21 protein-coding genes are annotated in these 23,517 nt (G+C 38.4%); 10 read left to right on the plus strand and 11 right to left on the minus strand.

The features are described 5' to 3' along the window. Positions 1-27: 27 nt before the first annotated feature. A complete protein-coding gene (locus tag I2F17_RS02635) occupies positions 28-456 on the minus strand; it encodes an OsmC family protein (RefSeq protein WP_211139029.1) in 429 nt (142 codons plus the stop codon). A 166-nt stretch (positions 457-622) separates the two neighbouring features. Between I2F17_RS02635 and crp the strand changes: the two genes are divergently transcribed. Further along, entirely contained in the window at positions 623-1,306 is a 684-nt protein-coding gene (crp, locus tag I2F17_RS02640; protein WP_195768296.1) for a cAMP-activated global transcriptional regulator CRP, read from the plus strand. Positions 1,307-1,351: 45 nt separating this feature from the next. Here the strand turns inward: crp and I2F17_RS02645 are convergent, their stop codons facing one another. Both I2F17_RS02645 and mqo read right to left on the minus strand, forming a co-directional pair. Beyond that, entirely contained in the window at positions 1,352-2,131 is a 780-nt protein-coding gene (locus tag I2F17_RS02645) for a M48 family metallopeptidase (protein ID WP_211139030.1), read from the minus strand. 489 nt (positions 2,132-2,620) lie between these two features. Then, positions 2,621-4,237 carry a malate dehydrogenase (quinone) gene (mqo, locus tag I2F17_RS02650; RefSeq protein ID WP_211139031.1) on the minus strand — a complete coding sequence of 539 codons (1,617 nt, stop codon included), beginning with the start codon at positions 4,235-4,237 and terminating at the stop codon, positions 2,621-2,623. Between the two features lie 716 nt (positions 4,238-4,953). Between mqo and I2F17_RS02655 the strand changes: the two genes are divergently transcribed. The 3 genes from I2F17_RS02655 to I2F17_RS02665 all read left to right on the plus strand — a co-directional run bounded on the left by I2F17_RS02655 (position 4,954) and on the right by I2F17_RS02665 (position 9,133). Next, complete coding sequence (locus tag I2F17_RS02655) at positions 4,954-5,556, plus strand: hypothetical protein (RefSeq protein ID WP_211139032.1); 603 nt, start codon at positions 4,954-4,956, stop codon at positions 5,554-5,556. Between the two features lie 95 nt (positions 5,557-5,651). Next, positions 5,652-8,414: a magnesium-translocating P-type ATPase gene (mgtA, locus tag I2F17_RS02660; RefSeq protein ID WP_211139033.1), complete on the plus strand. Its 2,763-nt coding sequence runs from the start codon at positions 5,652-5,654 to the stop codon at positions 8,412-8,414. Between the two features lie 5 nt (positions 8,415-8,419). Then, the gene (locus tag I2F17_RS02665) at positions 8,420-9,133 is read left to right on the plus strand and encodes an MgtC/SapB family protein (protein WP_211139034.1); all 714 of its coding nucleotides are present in this window, start codon (positions 8,420-8,422) and stop codon (positions 9,131-9,133) included. Between the two features lie 45 nt (positions 9,134-9,178). Here the strand turns inward: I2F17_RS02665 and I2F17_RS02670 are convergent, their stop codons facing one another. From I2F17_RS02670 to I2F17_RS02680, 3 genes are all read right to left on the minus strand, one after another. Continuing rightward, the gene (locus I2F17_RS02670) at positions 9,179-10,501 is read right to left on the minus strand and encodes an adenylosuccinate synthase (protein WP_196421968.1); all 1,323 of its coding nucleotides are present in this window, start codon (positions 10,499-10,501) and stop codon (positions 9,179-9,181) included. Between the two features lie 50 nt (positions 10,502-10,551). After that, positions 10,552-11,727, minus strand: a complete 1,176-nt coding sequence (locus tag I2F17_RS02675) for an ATP phosphoribosyltransferase regulatory subunit (RefSeq protein ID WP_211139035.1) — start codon at positions 11,725-11,727, stop codon at positions 10,552-10,554. Positions 11,728-11,875: 148 nt separating this feature from the next. Next, a complete protein-coding gene (locus I2F17_RS02680) occupies positions 11,876-12,328 on the minus strand; it encodes an Lrp/AsnC family transcriptional regulator (protein WP_211139036.1) in 453 nt (150 codons plus the stop codon). Positions 12,329-12,478: 150 nt separating this feature from the next. Between I2F17_RS02680 and I2F17_RS02685 the strand changes: the two genes are divergently transcribed. Both I2F17_RS02685 and I2F17_RS02690 read left to right on the plus strand, forming a co-directional pair. After that, positions 12,479-13,234: an AzlC family ABC transporter permease gene (locus I2F17_RS02685; RefSeq protein ID WP_211139037.1), complete on the plus strand. Its 756-nt coding sequence runs from the start codon at positions 12,479-12,481 to the stop codon at positions 13,232-13,234. After that, on the plus strand, positions 13,231-13,536 hold the full coding sequence (locus I2F17_RS02690) for an AzlD family protein (RefSeq protein WP_196421964.1): 306 nt from the start codon (positions 13,231-13,233) through the stop codon (positions 13,534-13,536). The genes I2F17_RS02685 and I2F17_RS02690 overlap by 4 nt, the downstream gene beginning before the upstream one ends. A gap of 16 nt (positions 13,537-13,552) precedes the next feature. Here the strand turns inward: I2F17_RS02690 and I2F17_RS02695 are convergent, their stop codons facing one another. Further along, positions 13,553-14,587, minus strand: a complete 1,035-nt coding sequence (locus tag I2F17_RS02695) for a type I glyceraldehyde-3-phosphate dehydrogenase (RefSeq protein ID WP_211139038.1) — start codon at positions 14,585-14,587, stop codon at positions 13,553-13,555. Positions 14,588-14,826: 239 nt separating this feature from the next. Between I2F17_RS02695 and alaS the strand changes: the two genes are divergently transcribed. The 3 genes from alaS (at position 14,827) to csrA (ending at position 19,280) form a co-directional block, all read left to right on the plus strand. After that, positions 14,827-17,472 (plus strand): alanine--tRNA ligase, encoded by a 2,646-nt coding sequence (alaS, locus tag I2F17_RS02700; protein WP_211139039.1) that lies wholly within the window; start codon positions 14,827-14,829, stop codon positions 17,470-17,472. 67 nt (positions 17,473-17,539) lie between these two features. Next, positions 17,540-18,820 carry an aspartate kinase gene (locus tag I2F17_RS02705; RefSeq protein WP_196421961.1) on the plus strand — a complete coding sequence of 427 codons (1,281 nt, stop codon included), beginning with the start codon at positions 17,540-17,542 and terminating at the stop codon, positions 18,818-18,820. A gap of 217 nt (positions 18,821-19,037) precedes the next feature. Next, on the plus strand, positions 19,038-19,280 hold the full coding sequence (gene csrA, locus I2F17_RS02710; RefSeq protein WP_196421960.1) for a carbon storage regulator CsrA: 243 nt from the start codon (positions 19,038-19,040) through the stop codon (positions 19,278-19,280). A 70-nt stretch (positions 19,281-19,350) separates the two neighbouring features. Here csrA and rnhB read toward each other — a convergent pair whose 3' ends face one another. Together rnhB and I2F17_RS02720 are read right to left on the minus strand one after the other, a co-directional pair. Continuing rightward, on the minus strand, positions 19,351-19,923 hold the full coding sequence (gene rnhB / locus I2F17_RS02715; protein WP_196421959.1) for a ribonuclease HII: 573 nt from the start codon (positions 19,921-19,923) through the stop codon (positions 19,351-19,353). Next, positions 19,920-20,315, minus strand: coding sequence for a hypothetical protein (locus I2F17_RS02720; RefSeq protein WP_211139040.1), 396 nt, complete (start codon positions 20,313-20,315; stop codon positions 19,920-19,922). The genes rnhB and I2F17_RS02720 overlap by 4 nt, the downstream gene beginning before the upstream one ends. Before the next feature lie 213 nt (positions 20,316-20,528). On the opposite strand from I2F17_RS02720, the gene I2F17_RS02725 reads away from it, so the two are divergent. Next, the gene (locus I2F17_RS02725; RefSeq protein WP_196421957.1) at positions 20,529-21,086 is read left to right on the plus strand and encodes a cytochrome b; all 558 of its coding nucleotides are present in this window, start codon (positions 20,529-20,531) and stop codon (positions 21,084-21,086) included. A 29-nt stretch (positions 21,087-21,115) separates the two neighbouring features. Here the strand turns inward: I2F17_RS02725 and I2F17_RS02730 are convergent, their stop codons facing one another. Together I2F17_RS02730 and I2F17_RS02735 are read right to left on the minus strand one after the other, a co-directional pair. Further along, a complete protein-coding gene (locus I2F17_RS02730) occupies positions 21,116-22,117 on the minus strand; it encodes an adenosine deaminase (protein ID WP_211139041.1) in 1,002 nt (333 codons plus the stop codon). A gap of 68 nt (positions 22,118-22,185) precedes the next feature. Next, positions 22,186-23,508, minus strand: a complete 1,323-nt coding sequence (locus I2F17_RS02735; RefSeq protein ID WP_211139042.1) for an NCS2 family permease — start codon at positions 23,506-23,508, stop codon at positions 22,186-22,188. Positions 23,509-23,517 lie beyond the last annotated feature (9 nt).

Raw genomic sequence — 23,517 nt, forward strand, 5'->3', positions numbered from 1 at the left:
GTGTATATGTCCACATAAAATGTGGGTTTATACCGCATCTAAATCAATCAACTCGAAGTCATGCGTGATTTCAACACCACCATCGGTCAGCATTTTGCTTGCTGAACAATATTTTTCAGCAGACAGTTCAACAGCTTTGGCCACTTGTTTTTCTTTCACACTTTGACCTGTCACAACAAAATGAAGGTGTATTTTTGTAAACACAGCAGGTACATCTTCTGATCGTTCTGCTTTTAATTGACAAACAACACCACTAATCTCTTGACGAGATTTTTTTAAAATGGTGACAATATCAAAAGATGCACAACCTCCTAAACCCATTAAAATCAGCTCCATAGGGCGAGCACCACGATTTTCACCACCATAAGCAGGAGAGCCATCCATCACGACTGTATGACCACTTTCCGATTTGGCTTCAAATGCAACATTTTCAAGCCATTGAACAGTTGATTGCATTGCAACTACCTTAAAAAAAATATAAATTACTGAGCATATACGGTACACTAACACACTTTATTCAGCGGGCCTATTTTCAGCAATATAGGTTCGTTTCGTTAAATACCTTACACGTATTCAAAACATACTTTTGTCCCTTTAACTACTGCCTCTGGAACAAGGAATCATGCCAGCTAATTTTTTCCCTTTTGCGAATGAGATACTCTCACCTAATCAGCTTCCTGAGTCCGTTAAAGCATTATTAAAACGTGCATATATTAATCGCCACCCAAAACGTACAACACTTATTGAGTCAGGTAAAGAGTCTAAATCCTTATATCTTATTTTAAAAGGCTCAGTGTCAGTCATTTTACGTGAAGATGATGAACGTGAAATCGTAGTTGCCTATTTAAATGCAGGCGAATTTTTTGGTGAAATGGGGCTTTTTGAAACTGAGCCACATCGTACTGCTGAAGTCAGAACACGTGAAACATGTGAAATTGCAGAAATATCATATGAAAACTTTTTAGAGCTTGCGGTACAGTACCCTGATCTTAACTATGCTATTTTTTCACAATTGACCAAGCGTTTAAAAAATACAACACGTAAAATGACCGACCTTGCATTTATCGATGTTACAGGCCGTATCGCACGTTGTTTGATTGACCTTGCCCATCAACCTGCAGCCATGCTTTTATCCAATGGACGTCAAATTCGTATCACTCGCCAAGAAATTGGACGCATTGTAGGATGTTCTCGTGAAATGGTTGGCCGTGTGCTTAAATCTCTTGAAGAGCAAGGTATGATTGAAACCGAAGGAAAAGCCATTTTAATTTATGATGCTGCTTTAGAAAGTTCATCTGAGCAATAAAAGCTCACATTGACGGCTTTTTATTAGCCGTCATGTCACAAAAATCTAGCGTGTCCGATGATAAATAGCCATTGCAGCAGGCAAATTTGCTCTCATTTCTGCAATACGTTGTGTGTTTGAAGGATGCGTAGACAAAAAGCTCATGCCTGAGTCACCTTGTGCTTTATTCATTTTTTCCCATAAGCTTAATGCCGCTTGTGGATTGTAACCTGCCTTTGCCATAAGTAATAACCCACCATAATCAGCGCGCGTTTCTAAATTTCTTGAGTATGGCAAGCCCACACCAACTTGACTGCCTAAATCAATGGCCGCGTTACCAAACTGCCCAATATTTTGACCTGCATAACTTTTTCCAATATTAATGGCTAAATTTGTTAATGCATCAGCACCTATTTTATTTTTTGCATGTTCTTCCAAAGCATGTGTCATTTCATGCCCCATAATGGCCGCAATTTCATCGTCAGACAAATTCAATCGATTCACAATCCCTGTATAAAAAACAACTTTCCCCCCTGGAGCAACATAAGCGTTCAGTGTATCTGATTTAATAACTGCCAATTGCCACTGAAAAGGTTGACCTGTTTGATTCAGTTGATTTGCATAAGGCTCCATACGTTGCAATATCGTATAAATTCTTTGGTAAGTACTTGATGATGTATCTAATATGCCTTTTTGTCTTGCCTCTTGTTGCATTTTAGCGAAGCTCTGTGCAGAGGTGGCATTTAGTGTGGCAGAATCTGCACCTGACATATCTGCAACCGTAGTACACCCTGACACCATCAATAGCATTGAAGCACCCAATGCGAAAAAAACCTTATTTTTCATGACATATTCCTATGTTATTTTGTCACTTACTTTTTTTATTATATACAACAATTAAATCTATTGAACATAGAGGCTATGTAAACCACTTAAGTATCTCGAAAATCAAATCGTGTGACCGTTCAGCTCATTCGTAACACTATAGTGCACTGTATTTTCAACCCAATTCCTACTACTTAATCTTTTATTTTAAAATCATTTGCTTATGGTATTTTAATCAAATACTGAAATGATGTAGCCTATACTTTTAGTCACTCAGAGCTGTTTTTTTAAGGGAAATCAGTCTATTCGTTCTAGTAGACTGTAAAGGAAAACATTTATTAGACTTCTTGCGAAAGTTAAAAATAATCAATCGTAACTTATGGTTTATAAAACATTGCGAAAGAAAATAATAACTGAAATTTCTATTTCACAAGAGGTCTATTCATAAAAAATAGGAGATCAAATTGATCTCCTATTTTAAAACTTAAAATAATTTTTCTTTCTTACGTATCATTTTGTCGTGTCATTCAATAAATCGACAGGTGTGGTGTAGTTTAATCCTAATACTGCACTGGTATATAGACGTGTTTCATCAAGCAATTTTGGATTTTTACGTAAATCTTGTTGGTAAGATCGAATGATTTCATGTAATTTTGCATTCCATTCATCTTTAGTTTTTTCAGGAAATGCCGTTTCTAACAAAGTTAATAACGTATAAGGCGAAGTTGAAGCACCAGGTGATGCACCAAGCAAAGCCGTCATTGATTTATCTTTAGAGACAAAAATTTCGGTTCCGAATTGAAGTTTTGCAGGCTGACCAGGCTCATGCTTAATAATTTGAACACGCTGCCCGCCTTTACTCAAATGCCAATCTTCAGGTTTAGCATTCGGATAATATTTTCTCAGTTCATTAAACCGATCTTCATCCGACATCATGACCTGACTCACTAAATATTTGACGAGATCTAGATTTTCAACACCTATTTTTGTCATTGGTAGTACATTATTTTTATTTGTTGATGCTAAAAGGTCTAATTGAGAACCATTTTTCAAAAATTTATTTGAATATGTCGCAAACGGTCCAAATAACACATATTTTTTCCCATCAATATAACGTGTATCAATATGAGGAACAGACATTGGGGGTGCACCAAGTTCTGCTCGACCATATACTTTGACCGTGTGTTTGGCTGTAATTTCAGAGTGATCTGTAATTAAAAATTCGCCACCCACTGGAAATCCTGCATACTGTTCCGCTTCTGGAAGACCTGTTTTTTGTAGCATTTTAACCGCTGCGCCACCTGCACCAATAAAAACAAATTTCGCTTTTATACGGCTAAGCTCTCCTGTTTTTAAATTTTTTGATTCAATCGACCATGTCTGATCTTCATTTTGACTAATATTGGTCACTTCAGTCGATGTACTCAATTGAAAGTTATTAGATTTTTCTAAATTTTTTATTAATTGTGTCGTAATTGCACCATAATTAACATCTGAACCAATGTCCATACGTGTTGCTGCAACTTTTTGATGAGGATCACGACCATCCATGACTAATGGTGCCCAAGACCGAATGACTGTAGGGTCTTCTGTATAATACATGCCTTTAAACAATGGGTGCGCTGTCATGGCCTCGTAACGTTTTTTTAAGAAGTTTACATTATCTCCCCATACAAAAGCGTCATGTCCTACAGGGTTAATGAAGCTTTTAGGGTCATTTAATACTTTATTGTTAACTTGATGCGCCCAGAATTGTTTAGAAATTTCAAATTGATTTGCAACATTAATTGCTTTAGAAATATCCATTTTACCATTTTTTTCTTCGGTATAATTCATCTCCATAAAACCAGAGTGGCCTGTTCCTGCATTATTAAAACCTTGAGAGCTTTCTTGTCCCACTTGATCTAAACGCTCAAACATGCGAATTTTCCAATTCGGCTCAAGTTCTTTAAGATATGTACCGAGTGTTGCACTCATAATGCCACCACCGATCAACACGGCATCAAGGGTTGTTTCTTTGATATTTACTTGCATTTTTTTAGATGCAACTGGCCTAAATAAAAACAATATCGCAAGTACTACACATACAATTAAAGCGATAATTAGATAAAATCCAATTTTCTTCATTCCGTTTATCCTTAAAACACACAATATCTATCCATAGATTAGAGCCAGCTCTTGCTCATATATCACACTCTCTATGTTCAATAGAAATATGATATAGGCTCTTCAAAAGATCATTCGTTTTATCACTTAAAATCACTTACAGTGATGACCACATCGTCTTTTATCAGACTTTAGTATAACCACAGTCATAAAGGTTTTATACATAAAATATTGAATTATTTTTTAAACAACGGTCAAAATTGCATAAAAAACACTACAAACATCAAGCATTCATTCAACATTTTATAAAAAAAATCAATTGATAATTTATGAATATCTACAACTAGATCACAATAATTAACAAAATTAATTTACAATTAAGAAATTATGTATATAATGCGGACAACTTTTTAAAGTGCGGAGACCCTCAGTGGGAAGTTGTTCGAGGTTTAGTGTAATTTACACTGTTGTATTCATCTTGAAAGCATAACGGCAACTCAGACACTTCGGGTCATGCCATCTTGCAACGAGATGGTATTCAAACAGTCAATCAAATCCTAAATTTGTTATTGTAGAATCTACAGCATCTATATTTGATAGATATAGCTTCTGTGTATTCATCTAATACGCCTGAATAATACTCGCTTGGGTATGTTCCGCCTCAGCCTTGGGGAATGGAAATGTATCACTATTTTTTTACATTATCTTTTTACGCCAGTGTCATTTGTGTTGTACTCATGTCACGCTATACACATGCTTTACCACTTTACAATACTGATGATGCTCAAATTACCAGTAACAATACTTGCCAACTTGAATTTGGCCAAACCAACAGCAAAACACAGCAACAACTCAGCATTAACCCTGCATGTAGTCTGCATAATTACGAACTATCTGTACCCATCAATTATGTAGATCGCGACACCTACACAGGACTACAAATCAAACATCCATTTTACAGCTCTGAACGTTTTGGTATTGCAGTCAGCTCAGGTTATACCCCCAAACAACATCAAAACGACGCAAATTGGCAATTTAACATTCCTGCTTCGCTTTATATTACCCCAGAATTTCAAATCGATGCCAATATTGGCTGGTATCACCAATCAAAAAATGCCAACGATATGACGTGGGCCATTGCAGCAACACACGATCTTCCTCACGCACAAAAAATTGCGCTTGAATATTACAGCCCCGCTTTAGACCCAAGTCAAATTCAACTTATTTGGGGACTAGAAGTCATTAAAGACCAAACCAATATTTATCTAGCATACGGCCAAACCCTGAAATCATCGGTTTCTCGATGGATGGGTCTAGGCTTTAGTTGGAACTTTGGCTAACTTTTAAAACACATATTACATCTTAAATATCCACTTTGGTTTTTTAAAACAATAAACCGAAATGGTTCACTATTGCCTAATTTTAGGAGACCCACATGATACGCAATCTATGGGAACAACTATTTTCACGTTTTTTAAAGAAATTTCATCTTACTCGCTATTTTTCTAAAGCAGCATCACTCAAAGAACTACATCAATCAAGTCATGCTCAGCAGATCGGAAAAGAGCTTACTCAACAGCTAAGTCATGCATCTAGCACACATATCGATCAATTACTGCATGAAAAAAACACCCAACTCCACGGTTTAAATGAAAGTGAAGCTGAAATACGCCAACAACGAGATGGTTTAAATGAACTACAGTCTGAGAAGCCACTTACTTGGTGGCAACATCTGTGGTATTGCTATAAAAACCCATTTAATATTTTACTAACGATTTTGGCAATTATTTGTGCATCGACAGATGATATGAAAGGTACCATAGTCATTTCAACGATGGTCATCATTTCTACCATTTTACGCTTTTGGCAAGAATCGAAGTCAAATAAGTCTGCCGAAACGCTCAAATCTATGGTCAGTAACAATGCCACAGTCCTCAGAAATAAAACGGGCAATAAATTTACTCGTACAATACCTGAAGAAAGCACAAACGTCCAAATCGTAAACAAAAATGCATTTGATATTCCAACTAAATACTTAGTAAGTGGTGACATTATTAAACTTTCTGCAGGTGATTTAATTCCAGCAGATTGCCGTATCATTGAGGCCAAAGATCTATTCGTCTCTCAAGCAGCCATGACTGGAGAGTCAATGCCTGTCGAAAAATTTGCACTGCATCAAAGTACAAATACGAAAAATACCATGGCTTTAGACAATATTGTCTTTATGGGTACTAGTATTGTTTCAGGTACAGCAACAGCCTTGGTGCTAAGTACAGGTAATAAAACCTATTTTGGTGCGTTAGCACATCGTGTCACCACACAAGATCAAGTCGCAACGTCATTTCAAGTGGGCGTAAATCGAGTCAGTTGGTTACTTATTCGTTTTATGATGGTCATGACACCGATTGTTTTATTTATTAACGGCTTTACAAAAGGTGATTGGACAGAAGCTGCTCTATTTGCCTTGTCTGTTGCAGTCGGGCTAACCCCTGAAATGCTTCCGATGATCGTAACTTCGACACTTGCCAAAGGTGCAGTATTTTTATCACGCAAAAAAGTTATTGTAAAACGACTTGATGCCATTCAAAACTTTGGTGCAATGGATGTACTGTGCACAGATAAAACGGGTACCCTCACCCAAGATAAAATCATACTTTCAAAACATACCGATGTAATGGGTAAAGTTTCTGAAAATGTATTATTTTTAGGCTATATCAATAGCTATCATCAAACTGGCTTAAAAAACCTCCTCGATTTAGCCATTTTAGAACATGCGTCACCCGAAATAAAGATGAATAAATTAAGCTATAACAAGCTAGATGAAATTCCTTTCGATTTTAATCGACGTCGTATGTCGGTTGTTGTTAAAACACCGAAAAAGCAAGCACGCATCATTACTAAAGGTGCAGTTGAGGAAATGCTCACCATTTGTACTCATGTAGAAATTAATCATGAACGTACTGAATTAACCGCTGAACTCAAACAAAGTATTTTACAAAATAGTCAAAACTATAATAAAGATGGCTTACGCGTCATTGCGATTGGTTATCGTGACCATGATTTTGAACAAGACAAAACCTATGGCACACAAGACGAGCAAAACCTTATATTATCAGGATTTCTAACCTTTTTAGATCCACCAAAAGACAGCTCTGCAAAAGCCATTCAAGCGCTACATAAATATGGTGTAGAGGTTAAAGTACTCACAGGTGATAACGAATTTGTGACACAAAAAGTGTGCCAAGATATTAATTTACCGCATGAACATATTGTGCTTGGTGAAGAAATTGATCAGATGAGCGATGAGGTATTTAAACAAGCCGTCGAAAAGTACAATATTTTTGCAAAGCTCAATCCGATGCATAAAGAACGCATTGTCATGCAACTAAAAGCAAATAATCATGTGGTGGGTTTTTTAGGTGATGGAATCAATGATGCTGCTGCATTACGCAGTGCCGACATTGGAATTTCAGTCGACAGTGCTGTTGATATTGCTAAAGAGTCAGCAGATTTAATTTTGCTCGAAAAAAGCTTGATGGTATTAGAACAAGGTGTCATTGAAGGCCGTAGAACGTTTGCTAACATTTTAAAATATATCAAAATGACAGCTAGCTCTAACTTTGGCAACGTGTTTTCTGTATTGGTAGCCAGTGCCTTTATTCCATTTCTACCAATGTTACCTATTCACTTACTGATCCAAAACTTAATTTATGATGTTTCACAAACAGCCGTCCCTTTTGACAATGTAGATGAAGAGATTTTACAAAAACCTCAACGCTGGGAACCTGAAAGCATTGGGCGTTTTATGATTTTCTTTGGCCCAATCAGTTCGATTTTTGACATTATTACCTTTGTTTTAATGTGGTTTGTGTTTAAAGCCAATACACCAGAGCATCAAACTCTCTTTCAATCTGGATGGTTTGTGGTCGGACTTTTAACTCAAACACTGATTGTACACATGATTCGTACACCTAAAATCCCATTTATACAAAGTCGTGCTGCTTTACCAGTCATGATTATGACCGTCATTGCTGTTAGCATTGGTATATTCTTACCTATGGGTCCATTGGCAAATTACTTCCAATTGCAAGCCTTGCCTGTCACATACTTTATATATTTACCTGTTATTTTATTGGCCTACATGGGTTTAACACAGCTCATGAAAGTTATTTATGTTAAACGCTACGGCTGGCAATAAATTATATGCACAATTTAAACCCAAGCAACCTCAACAACCTTTTAGATACGATCATCAGTTTAGCCACAGCTTTTGTTTTGGGTGGACTGATTGGTTTTGAAAGACAATATCGTCAACGCACCGCAGGCTTACGTACCAATGTATTGGTTGCCATTGGAGCTGCTGCCTTTGTAGATACTGCTATGCTTTTGCATGGCAGTGACGGTGCTGTACGTGTCATTGCTTATGTCGTTTCGGGTATTGGTTTTTTAGGTGCAGGTGTGATCATGCGTGATGGCGGCACCATTCATGGCTTAAATACAGCAGCAACACTGTGGTGTTCTGCTGCAATTGGCGCTGCAGCTGGTGCTGACTTAATTATGGAGGCCTTTGCCATTACCATTTTCATCTTGGCGGCCAATACATTGCTGCGCCCAATCGTGCGCTTTATGGACCGACGCCCATTAGATGGAGACACTGAACTGGTTAATGTGATTTATGTGGTCTGTGATCGATTACAAAGCAAACAGGTGATTGAGCAAATTAACATTGTACTCAAACAATATCACTACCCTGCGAAAGATATTGAAATTGAACCATTCGGAGAACATGATGTTGAAATTGAAACAACATTATTATCTACATCTATCGAACAAACAGACATGTTTAAAATTCTAGACATTTTAAACCAAATGCCTCAAGTGCATTACGCCTATTGGGACAAAAACACCATGAATTAAAAAAAAGCCGCAACATGAGTTGCGGCTTTTTTTAATCTTTAAATCTTATACAGCTTCAAATGGATGACGTAAAATAATCGTTTCTGCACGGTCTGGGCCTGTAGAAATGATATCCACTGGGCAATCTACTAATTCTTCAATACGCTTAACATACGCTAATGCATTTTCAGGCAATTGGTCAACATGCGTTAAACCAACTGTAGAGCCTTCCCAACCTGGTAAAGTTTCGTAGATCGGCTTAAGTTGTGAAAAAGCAATCGCATCTGACGAGCCAACACAAGCACTTTCAACAGCTTCGTAACCCACACAGATTTTAATTTCTTTCAAGCCATCTAATACATCAAGCTTTGTTAAACAAATACCTGTAAGTGAATTTACATCTACCGAGCGACGAAGAATTTGAGCATCAAACCAACCACAACGGCGCTGACGGCCTGTAGATGCACCAAACTCATGACCAACAACACCTAAATGCTTACCAATTTCATCACCTTGGTCGGCCGCCGCATCATACACAAGCTCTGTCGGAAAAGGACCACTTCCTACACGAGTCGTATAAGCTTTAGTAATACCAAGTACATAATCTAAATGCAAAGGCCCCATACCAGAACCTGAGCTTACACCACCTGCCGTTGTATTAGAACTTGTTACATACGGATAAGTACCATGGTCAATATCAAGCAATGAACCTTGTGCACCTTCAAACATGATCGGCTTACCTGCTTTACGATATTGATGCAATGTATCTGTAACATCAATCAGCAATGGCTCAAGCACCGTTCTCCATACATTACAAAGTGCCAGCACATCTTCAAATTTCACAGCCTCTACACCATAGTACTGTGTCAATTGGAAGTTATGTAAATCTAACATTTCTTTGAGCAATTGTTCGAGCTCATCACCACCACGAATCACATCTGCCACACGTACCGAACGACGTGCAACTTTATCTTCGTATGCAGGGCCAATACCACGACCTGTTGTGCCAATTTTAGCATCACCACGTTTAAGTTCACGTGCTTGATCAAGTGCAATATGGTTTGGCAAAATTAAAGGGCAGTTTGGCGAAATGCGTAGGCGATCTTTTACAGGCACACCTTCTTTTTCCAAAATTGCCATTTCTTCAATTAATGCAGCAGGTGAAAGTACAACACCATTACCAATAAGGCACAGTACGTTTTCACGTAAAATACCCGACGGAATGAGGTGTAATACAGTTTTTTTACCACCTACGACCAATGTATGCCCTGCATTATGACCACCTTGATAGCGAACAACCGCAGCTGCCTGATCCGTGAGCAGGTCGACAATTTTACCTTTACCTTCGTCGCCCCATTGGGTACCAAGTACCACAACATTTTTGCCCATATTTTGCCTCATTACATCATGCTGTTAACATTACAAACCAAGTTTAGTCACTAAACTGATTCAATTTTTCTCATCACCCACTGCCCTTGTTGCAACACCAACTCATGGGTTGCACATGGTACTGAGCTTAAATCATCACTGCCTAGCAACTGCACAACGGCATGGCCTTTTTGGCGTGCGTGTGCAATTGCATTCATTAAATCTGCATCTAAACCTGCAGGTGCAACCACTGTTTCAATTTGTTTAAATTGACGTGCGCATAACGCATATAAATCACAACTAAACCCTGTTGCAGGACGAGCACGACCAAAATGCTGACCAATGCCGTCATAACGACCACCTTGAGCCAAAGGTTCTGCACGATTAGGCACATATATTGCGTACATGAGTCCCGTATGGTAGTGGTAACTTCGAAGCTCAACGACATCTAAGCCAATAGATAAGCGTGGCCAACGTTGTTGAATTTCAATCACGGTTGTTTTTAGAACTTGCAAGGCATCATTAAATGCAACATCAGCCAAAATGCCTTGGCTTAAATGTGCTTCTAACGCATTTAAATCACTCGAGTAACGCCCAAGTATATAAAAATCTTGCCCACACGGGAGTGTCTTGGTAATTTCTTCTAATTCTGGCAATGCTTTACGCTGATACAAGTCATGTAAAAGACGTTCATTGTCTTGATCAAGCTGTGCATATTGCACTAAGCTTTTAAACAAACCCACATGGCCCAAATCTAAATGCGTATGCTGGATCTGAAACGTACCATGTAAAAGCCCTAGCATCACATCAATCATTTCGACATCAGCTGCAATGCTTTGGTGACCATACAGTTCAGCGCCCAATTGCAATGGTGTACGAGAAGGACTTGAATTTTGTGGTTTTGTGTGTAAAACCGTGCCCGAATAACAATAACGAGCAACGCCCTCTACTGGGTGCACATGAGCATCTATTCGTGCCACTTGTGGTGTCATATCGGCACGAATGCCCAACAAACGCCCTGACATTTGGTCAATGACTTTAAAGCTCACCAAGTCTAAGTCTTGATTTGCTTCAGATAATGAAGACAGTGATTCGATATACTCGATAAATGGCGTATAAACCAACTGATAGCCTCGGTGTGCGAGGAAATCGAGTGATTGTCGGCGCAGCGACTCAATAACTTGTGCTTGTTCTGGTAATACATCTGCTACCCCATCAGGTAACAGCCATGTCTCTGAAATCGGCATGTTTCGAACCTAAAATCTGATCAACGTAGAAAAATGATCCACATAAAAAAATCGGGGCGCACCCGACATACTTAAGTGTAGCATGATAGTTTTGGCCGTGCACCTGTGATTTTTATAAATCCGCCAAATAGCGCACACCTTTTATGCGTTAAATAGGTAACGCTGTACTTTGCTTAATATTTTGCAAAGGAATTTCTGTTTTAATATTCTGTATTGCGGGAATTTTATTTAAATGCTGAATTTGAAACTTACGATACGCTTCTAAATCAGCAGTCACAATACGCATAAAAAAATCACAATCGCCAGACATTAACTGACACTCTAAAACTTCTGGTAAATTTTTTACCGCATCAATAAATTGATTGACCGTATACGCACTTTGCTCTTTTAACCAAATTCGAGCAAACACAGTTAAGCTCAGATCCACTTTTATTGGATCTAATAAAGCCACATAATGTTGAATAATCCCTTGATCTTCAAGTTGTTTTACACGGCGTAAGCATGGCGATGCAGACAAACCCACTTTTTGTGCTAACTCGTTATTTGCAAGTCTTCCTTGCGTTTGTAACTCACGCAGAATTTTTCGATCGATCTGATCCACTTAGCCACCATTTAGCATAAAAAATCAATATATGTATTATTATTAATTTTAAATACCAATATCAAGTATAAATAAGCTAAATTTAGCGACTAATAGCCCATAACAACGCATAAAATACACAAACTTTCAAATAACCTATCATGACGTGATATGCTAACGCTCAGAAACACTCAACAGCACGCCCAAGAAACCTCTGAAGCGATTGAATTTAAAAGAGGTTTTAAAGCCTCCATTCCTGTTTTAATCGGTTTAATTCCTTGTGCTTTAGTTTTAGGAAATCAAGCATCCCACAAAGGATTAAGTTTACTTGAAATTCCTTTATTAACAGGGTTAAATTTTGCAGGTGGTTCTGAATTTGCCATTTTGGAAGTATGGACAAGTCCTCCTCAAATTTTACTTTTAATGTTTATTACTTTACTTGTGAATAGCCGACACCTTTTAATGGGTGCCAACCTCGTGCCTTATTTAAAACACTTACCCAATAAAAAAGCCTTACCCGCTTTATTTTTTATGTGTGATGAAGTTTGGGCGCTTAGTGTTGCAGATGCAAACAAAAGAAATTATTTACCACCTAAAGATGCATTTAGTTTACCTTTTTATGTCGGAATTAGCTTTGCGTTGTATGTGATGTGGGTTGTTTTCACAACACTAGGAGGTGCTATTGGTTCCACACTCGGTGACATCAGCAAATGGGGCTTTGATATGGCCTTTCCTGCCATTTTCTTAGTACTTTTACGTAGCATGTTACCTTCTGTAAAAGCTGCTCTACCATGGGTTGTCAGCCTAGGTACAGCCATTTTAGCCTACCTCTATTTACCTTCAGGTTGGCATGTGCCTGTAGGTGCAATATGTGGGGTGGTGACTGCCATGCTTACCATTCAAGAGAAAACGGAGCCTAACACATGATTTACCTCCCTACACTAATGGCTATTCTTTGCGTAGCAATGACTACATACGCTACCCGTGTTATGGGGTATCTCTTACTCAAAAATCGTAGACTCTCTACACAGCAAAAAAAACTATTACAAATTACGCCCGGCTGTGTACTCATTTCCGTCATTGCACCTTATTTTGCGACACAGCATATGGCAGACTTTATTGCAATTATTTTAACCACGTTCGTTGCAATGCGCTTTGCATTACTGCCTACGGTTATTATCAGTATTGTATCTACAGCCCTGTTGCGTATGGTATTAACCGGTTCTTAAACTAAAACTGTTAAAGTCATTGCTTAAGGTAGATGAGCACTTGACTTAAATCGAGTAACCGATTTGCATAGCCCCATTCGTTGTCATACCATGCATATACCTTCGCCTGACGCCCAACCACCATGGTTTGTGTCAGATCAACAATCAAAGATTGCGGTAAATGATTAAAATCGCTCGAGACTAAATAATCTGAAGTACAGGCCATAATTTCAGAATAGGTATGTGTTGATGCGTACTCAAAGGCTTGATTTAATCGCTCAACAGATATATCTGACTGTGCAACAAACGTTAAATCAATGGCAGCCACATTTAGTGTAGGCACCCGAATCGAATACCCATGTATACGATTTTCCATTTTGGGCATGACCCGTTTTAAAGCCCCTAATGCACTAGATGTCGTGGGAATAATGTTATGCCCCGATGCACGTGCCCGTCTTAAATCACGATGGGCATGGTCAAGTACAGCCTGATCTGTAGTTACCGCATGAACTTCTGTCATCAGAGCACTTTCAATCCCAAAATGATCATCCAACACCTTAACCAACGGAACTAAAGCCTGTGTTGTGCAAGATACACTGGAAATAACCCGATCACTGGTTTTTATTTCTTCGTGGTTAACACCATACACAATCGCTGCATCGACATAATCAAAAGGTGCTGCACCCACAATTACTCGGTTTGCACCTGCGTGTAAATGCTTTGATGCATCAGCATAAGAACGAAACAATCCCGTACACTCAAGTGCTACATCTATATTAAGCGACTGCCATGGCAGTTGAGCAGGATCGTATTGTTGAAAAAACTGTATCTTCAAATGACGACTTAAATAAATAACCTCTAAATATACCCCACCATCCGTTCGCACAACCTGTACTGTGCCCTTAAAAGTACCATGTGTTGAATCATATTTGAACAAATGCGCCAAAGTTTCAATGTCAGCCACATCATTAACAGCAGCAATGACAAAATCACATGGTTCTTCTCTTTCAAACCATGCACGAACGACATTACGACCAATACGGCCAAAACCATTGAGCCCAATACGTTGCATGGCTTTTCCCTTTTTATCATCTATCCAAAACAACGCTTATATTACTCAAAGTTTGAATATGTAGATACATCAATGCATCTTATTGGTACATTTGTCAGGCTTTCTCTGTAAAATCATTGGTCATACAGCTATTTTTAGTTATACTTTTAACCTTTAAAATTTAACAGTTATGTTGTTCTCTAAGCCAATAAATGCCGAAGATTACAGCTATACGATAAAACCAAATGGAGTGACTTGTTGTGAGTACACGTTTTATGACGTCCGCTGAAATTCGTGAAGCCTTCTTACATTTCTTTGAAACTAAAGGTCATACACGTGTCGCTTCGAGCTCTCTTGTTCCAAGCAACGACCCAACCTTGTTATTTACCAATGCAGGGATGAACCAGTTTAAAGATAGCCTACTCGGTTTAGAAGATCGTGGTTATGTTCGTGCCACATCATCACAAAAATGTGTTCGTGCAGGTGGTAAACATAACGATTTAGATAATGTCGGTTACACAGCTCGCCACCACACTTTTTTTGAAATGCTTGGTAACTTTTCATTTGGCGATTATTTCAAAAAACAAGCCATTGAATTTGCATGGGAATTTTTAACAACAACATTGCAATTACCAAAAGATCGTCTTTATGTAACCATCTATCATACAGATGACGAAGCATTTGACATTTGGCATAAAGAAATTGGGCTTGCAGCTGAACGTATTATTCGTATTGGCGATAATAAAGGTGGTCCATACGCATCAGATAATTTTTGGGCCATGGGTGATACAGGCCCTTGTGGCCCTTGTTCTGAGATTTTTTATGACCATGGCGACCACATTTGGGGTGGCCTACCGGGCACAGCAGAAGAAGATGGCGACCGTTTTATTGAAATTTGGAACAACGTCTTTATGCAGTTCAATCGTACTGCTGATGGTTCACTAGAACCGCTTCCTGCTCCATCTGTCGATACAGGCATGGGCTTAGAACGTATTTCAGCCGTGCTACAGCATGTCAACTCAAACTATGACATTGATTTATTCCAACACCTACTACAAGCTGCGGCTAAAATTGTAGGCATTGATGATCAAGGGCAACCTTCTTTACGTGTACTTGCAGATCATGCACGTTCATGTTGTTTCTTAATTGCAGATGGTGTCAATCCAAGCAATGAAGGTCGTGGTTATGTACTGCGCCGTATTATTCGCCGTGCAATTCGTCATGGTCACAAATTAGGTGCAACAGGTACTTTTTTCTATCAAATGTTACAGCCTTTAATTGATGTAATGGGTGATGCTTACCCACAGCTGATTGAACAACGTCAACGTATAGAAGCGGCTTTAATTAAAGAAGAAGAACAATTTGCCAAAACCCTTGAACAAGGCTTAAAAGTCCTAGAAACAGAACTTGCACACATCAAAGGCACAGTTATTCCAGGTGCAATTGTGTTTAAACTTTACGACACCTATGGCTTTCCTGCAGACTTAACAGCAGATATTGCTCGTGAACGTGAACTCACCATTGATGAAGCAGGTTTTGAAGTTGAAATGACTGCTCAACGCCAACGTGCGCGTGATGCAGGTAAATTCAAACTTGACTACAACAGCATTGTAAAAGTAGATACTCCAACACAATTTGATGGCTATACAGCCACTCAAGGCCAAGGACAAATTGTTGCTATTTACAAAGATGGGCAATCAGTTGACGAAGTCCATGAAGGAGATGAAGCTCTCATCATACTTGATCACACTCCATTTTATGCAGAAAGTGGTGGCCAAGTCGGTGACACGGGTGTGTTTAAAAACGATACAGGCATCTTTGAAGTGATTGATACTCAAAAGTCAGGAAATGCCTTTATTCATCAAGGTGTTGTTACCGTAGGTCGCTTAACGACAACACAAAATGTTGATGCAACGGTACAACCAGAACTTCGTAAAGCCATTTCAAAACACCATTCTGCAACGCATTTACTGCATGCTGCATTACGTGAAATCTTAGGCACACATGTTGCACAAAAGGGTTCTTTGGTTGCCTCAGATGTACTTCGTTTTGACTTTTCTCATGAACAAGCGATTGATCTTGCACAGCTTCAAGAGATTGAACGTCGTGTCAATCAAGAAATTATCGCAAACACTGCAGTAGTGACTGAAGTACTTGACATTGAAACCGCCAAAACCAAAGGTGCAATGATGCTATTTGGTGAAAAATATGGTGAAACTGTACGTGTACTTACCATGGGTACAGTCAAAGATGATCAAGCATTTTCGGTAGAACTCTGTGGCGGTATTCATGTAAGTTACACAGGTGAGATTGGTTTATTTAAAATCATCTCAGAAAGTGGCGTTGCCGCAGGTGTTCGTCGTATAGAAGCTGTGACAGGATTACACGCACTTTCTCACGTACAAAAAGCAGATAGCACCATTCATCAAGTAAATGCTCTACTTAAAGCACAAAAAGATCAAACTGTTGATAAAGTACAAGCTCAGATTGAGCACAGTACTTCACTACAAAAACAGCTCGATCAACTGAATCAAAAATTTGCCCATGTACATGCTGCCGAATTAATTCAACATGTAAAAAACATTCAAGAACGTCCAACTTTAGTCGCAACTGTACAAAATACAGATGCAAAATCACTACGTCACTTACATGACAGTGTAAAATCAAAACTCGATGATGCAGTGATTGTGTTAATTGCAGTAGATGCAGACAAAGTGAGCTTACTTGCTTCAGTTGCAAAACAATACACTGCAACATTAAAAGCAGGTGACATTATCAAGCATCTTGCAACAGAGCTTGGTGGTAAAGGTGGTGGTAAGCCTGACCTCGCACAAGGTGGCGCTCCACTTAACGAGAAGTTTGACCAAGTGGTTGCAGCATTGCCTGCATGGCTTGAATGTCGCTAAAACTTCACTTTTGTGTAATTGACAGACCCTAAATGCCTCTTAGGGTCATGGTTTATATGGAATAACTATGGCATTAATCGTTCAAAAATACGGTGGTACTTCAATGGGCACGCCTGAGCGCATTTTAAATGTTGCTCGACGTGTAAAGCGTTGGCATGATCACGGTCACAAAGTCGTGATTGTTGTATCTGCAATGAGTGGTGAAACCAACCGCTTACTTGCTCTCGCTAAAGCCATTACCACAACACCAGAACCACGTGAACTCGATCAAATGGTCTCTACAGGTGAACAAGTGACGATTTCCATGTTGGCAATGGCACTCAACTCAATTGGTGTACATGCAAAATCTTACACAGGACGTCAAGTTGCGATTAAAACCGACAATGCATTCACTAAGGCACGCATTGAATCAATTGATACCGACCTAATCAACGCTGACCTTGAACAAGGAAAAGTCATTGTTGTGGCAGGCTTTCAAGGCATTGATGCGTTGGGCAATACAACAACTTTGGGGCGTGGTGGCTCAGACACGACAGGGGTTGCATTAGCTGCTGCACTCAAAGCAGATGAATGTCAAATTTATACCGATGTAGATGGCGTATATACAACTGACCCACGTGTGGTGCCAAAAGCCAAAAAAATTGATCGCATTTCATTTGAAGAAATGCTTGAAATGGCATCTTTAGGCTCTAAAGTCCTTCAAATTCGCTCTGTTGAATTTGCAGGAAAATATCAAGTACCACTACGTGTATTGTCTAGCTTCGACAATGACAACGATGGTGCATTTGATGAAGAATTTAAACAAAACGTAGGTACACTCATTACAACCGAGGCAGAAGACAACATGGAACAACCTATCATTTCAGGTATTGCATTTAACCGTGACGAAGCCAAGTTAACGATTTTAGGCGTTCCTGACGAACCTGGTATTGCTTCAAAAATCCTTTCACCCATCAGTGCTGCCAATATTGAAGTCGATATGATCGTACAAAATATTGAAGAAGATGGAACGACTGATTTTACGTTTACACTCAACCGCAGTGATTATGCAAAAGCAAAAAGTATTTTAGAAGACATCGCTAAAAATATTAAAGCACGTGAAATTGCTGGTCGTGAAGATATTGTTAAAGTATCTATTGTGGGTGTAGGTATGCGTTCACATGCTGGTGTTGCAAGTAAAATGTTTACTGCACTTGCCGATGAAGGGATCAATATTTTAATGATTTCGACATCTGAAATTAAAGTTTCAGTACTTATTGAAGAAAACTATTTAGAGTTAGCAGTTCGTTGTCTACATACAGCCTTTGGTTTAGACCGTGAACATGGCGAAAGTAGTGCTCGTGCATAACTAATCATTTAAAAGTTCGATACCAAATATCGGATTTTCATATTTTTTTAAGGGCCACTCTATTTTATATAAAGTGGCTCTGTTATATTAAGTATCAGATTTTTTGAAAAAGTGTGTATATTTTACACCATTGTCTTTTCAAAATTGTGGTTAAATTTTTGCATATGCTTTATAGGTAAAAAAAACCGCAGGTTTAGTACATAGCAAGGAGATAAACATGCTTATTCTGACTAGACGTGTCGGAGAAACTTTAATGATTGGGGACCAAGTCAGCGTAACCGTACTTGGGGTAAAAGGAAATCAAGTACGCATTGGCGTAAACGCTCCCAAAGAAGTATCTGTACACCGTGAAGAAATTTACCAACGTATCCAACATGAGCGTGCTATGCACGAGCATTTGCAACAAATTGATCAAGCGTATCAGCCTGCTTTTTATGATGAATTACATCAAGATAAGTAAGACCTATCACTTGGCCAATCAGTATGATGGTAATACCCAAGAATCTTTACCGCTTGGGTTTACCTACCAATCACCTAACTGATGCGATACGCTTCTTAATCGGCCCATAACTAGTTCGATGTTCTCTCAAAACACCATATTCTTCTATCGCCAAAAGATGTGCTTTCGTCGGATAACCTTTATGTTTTGCAAAACCATACATCGGATACGCTTGATCTAAAACGACCATTTGCCGATCTCTGTACACTTTTGCTAAAATGCTAGCAGCACTAATTTCTGCATGTAAAGCATCTCCACCAATGACTGCCTCACAATCTATATCCAAATTTTTAATCTTTTGATTTCCATCTACGCGTACCTTATTCGGCACAACAGATAAATGATTAACCGCTCTGCACATTGCTAAGAATGTCGCCTGTAAAATATTTAACTGATCAATTTCTTCATGTGTCGCTTCAGCAATAGACCACGCCAATGCTTTTTCTTGTATTTCTACAAATAATTGCTCACGTTTTTTTTCACTGAGTTTTTTTGAATCATTTAAACCCATAATCGGACGATCAGGATCTAAAATAACTGCTGCTGCAACCACTGAACCAACAAGAGGTCCTCGCCCTGCTTCATCTACACCAGCAATCATCATGATTTTAATACTTCTGCAACACAAGCATGTACAGTATTATTAATCGCTTTTGTTGCAATACTAGTACGAGCTGTAGGATCAAATGCTGCATTGGCAAGATCAACCACAGTTACACTTTGAATTGCTTTATCACTCACACAACCACATACTTCATTCTGTGCGTTTTGCTGTTGTTGCACAGTCATTACTTGACTGGCAACTTTCCATGCGGCTGTATTATTAAGCTCTGTTGTACACTTGGCATTTACTGCAATTTTTAATGCAGTCATTCCAATTTGCTGAGTCGTGCCTTGTGAGTTTGACGTATCTGCATTAGATGGGCTTCCTGTACCTGTCACACAAGCACTCAATATTAACGCGATTGGTGCTACATACAATAATTTCTTACTCATTATGTCTATCCTTTTATCAGATCATCTATTTTGAAGAAATCTACACAAATAAAATATAGCTATCAATGCAGTTCGAGCATATTTAAGCCAAACTGAATCACTTTATCGTTACACATTCTGCAACACACCGTTGTATATTTGTATATTGTGATTAAATAGCACTCTTTATATGGTGTATAGACCATTATTTCTATTCTTATTAGAGAATTTCAAATGTCTGCCAGACCGCAATATTACACACGTACGGCTCAAATTTTACATTGGCTGATGGCCGCAATTTTTATTACTGCATGGTTTATTGGTTTTTACAGTGGTAACTTCTTAAGCTACAATGCAGATGGTGCTTTTAAAGGAAATGTGATTACACTACATAAAAATATTGCAACACCTATTCTTTTTTTAATTGTTATACGTATTTTTTGGCGATACACACATCCTTCCCCGAAATTACCTAAAAATATGTCTATACCAATGAAAAAAATTGCACACCTCATTCATTGGATTTTATATTTTATTTTACTAGCACTTCCAATTACAGGATGTTTATTTAGTTGGTCTGCAGGCCATCCTGCACCTGTTCTTTACTTATTTAATTTACCAACACTCATTGAACCTAACCCAAACTTGACTGCAATTGTCAAACCTATCCATGTTTACTTGTCTTGGTTTGCAGGATTACTTATTGTCGGTCACATTTTCGCTGCTTTAAAACACCATTTTATAGACCGTGATAATGTACTTAAAAGTATGACATCACAAGGCAAAAGTTAAAAAAAAGGCACTCTCATGAGTGCCTTTTTTTAGTCAATCGACTTGATCATGTTGATCCAATATTCTTTTTTCGCTTCAGGTAAAAACGATGCTTCAAAAGAATTTATGGCTAATGTTTTCAAGTCATCATGACTCAGTTGTAATGCGTTCGTAATTGCAATGAAATTGTCATTCATATATCCGCCAAAATAAGCAGGATCGTCTGAATTAACAGTCACACATACACCCTGCTCCAATAAACGCTTTATATTATGCTGCTTCATATCATCAACAACACATAGCTTTAAATTACTCAAAGGGCACACTGTTAATGGCATACGCTCTGTAATTAAACGCTGTAGTAAAGCATCATCTTCTTCAGAACGCACACCATGATCAATTCGATTTACTTTTAATAAATCTAATGCTTCCCATACATAAGATGCCGGACCTTCTTCACCTGCATGTGCTACAATTAAAAAACCTTCCGCACGAGCTTGAGCAAAAACACGTTCAAATTTTGAAGGTGGATGACCCAATTCACTCGAATCCAAACCAATCCCTACAATATGCTGTTTAAATGGTAAGGCCTGTTCCAGTGTTTTAAATGCATCTTCTTCTGTTAAATGACGTAAAAAACACAAAATTAACTGTGAAGAGATGTCTAATTTTTTTTCAGCATCTTGGCAAGCACGTAAAATACCATTGAGTACCGTTTCAAATGCAATGCCTCTTGCTGTATGTGTTTGAGGATCGAAAAATATTTCTGTATGAACAACGTAATCAGCCTTACATTTTTCAAAGTATGCCCATGTAAGATCATAGAAATCTTGTTCATAAATCAACGCATTGGCACCAGCATAATAAATATCCAAAAATGATTGTAAATTATGAAAATTATATGCTTGTTTCACTTCCTCAATGCTTTTAAATGGAATATCAACAGCATTTCTTTGAGCAATTTCAAACATCAGTTCTGGTTCAAAAGTCCCTTCAATATGAACATGCAGTTCTGTTTTAGGAAGTTTTTTAATAAAATCAATTGGGTGCATTGCAATACCTCATAATAAAAAAGGGTGTAAATACTTACACCCCAAAAAACGATCTATATCTTGCCCATTTAGCCACCGTAAATTGCAAATTTCAAGACCCAAAGTCCAGCAATCACCCATGCCATCCAATGCACACTACTTGCCTTACCTGTAATAAGTTTAACAACAGCATAACTAATAAATCCAAATGCAATACCATCAGCAATAGAGTAAGAAAATGGCATAAATACAATGGTTAAAAATGCAGGAACGGCCTCTGTAATATCACTCCAATCAATTTTGGTAATGCCTTGAATCATTAATACAGCTACAAACAAAAGTGCAGGTGCAGTTGCAAAACCAGGTACAGATTGTGCTAATGGAAAAAAGAATAAACAAATCAAAAATAAAACGGCAACCACAACCGCTGTCAAACCAGTACGACCACCTGCAGCAACGCCAGATGCAGATTCAATATATGGTGTTGTTGAAGATGTTCCCATACCCGCACCAACAACAATTGCAGTAGAGTCCGCCAAAAGCACTTTCTTTAAACGAGGAATCTTACCATCATCTTTAATAATACCTGCGCGATGTGCTACACCCACTAAAGTTCCTGTAGAATCGAATAAATCTACTAAGAAAAATACAAAAATAACGCCCACTAAAGTTGCACTAAATAGATTCGAGAAATCCATTTGTAAAAAAGTTGGTGCAACTGAAGGCACTGCACCTACTACACCTTTAAACTCATTTAAACCCATGAAGGTTGCAATAATGGTAATTACTAAAATACCAATAATAATCGCACCACGGACACGGAAATAATGCAAAGCAACTGTAATAAACAACCCTAAAATCGCCAATAAAGCTTTAGGATCTTTAATATTACCTAAACCCACTGTAGTTGCAGGATTTGCAACAATAATACCTGCATTTTTAAGTGCAACCAATGCAAGAAAAAGTCCGATTCCACCACCAATGGCAAATTTTAGTGATAACGGAATGGCGTTAATAATCATTTCACGCACACGAACCAAACTAATCAAAATAAAAATAATACCTGACATAAATACAGCAGCCAGTGCTGTTTGCCATGGAATATGCATACCCAAACATACAGAGTAAGCAAAGTAGGCATTTAGCCCCATTCCAGGTGCTAAAGCAATTGGGTAATTTGCAAGTAGCCCCATCACTAAACAACCTGTTGCTGCTGCAATACATGTTGCTACAAATACGGCACCATGATCCATACCTGTGACAGAAAGAATGAGAGGGTTAACAATAATAATGTAACACATGGTTAAAAACGTCGTTAAACCTGCAACAGCTTCTGTTTTTACAGAAGTTTCATTTTCGCTGAGTTTAAAAAGACGTTCTAGTAGACCAGAAGAGGATTGAGGATTCGCCATAAATAGCCC

Origin of the sequence: Acinetobacter baretiae, assembly GCF_015627105.1 — a bacterium.
Classification (GTDB): domain Bacteria; phylum Pseudomonadota; class Gammaproteobacteria; order Pseudomonadales; family Moraxellaceae; genus Acinetobacter; species Acinetobacter baretiae.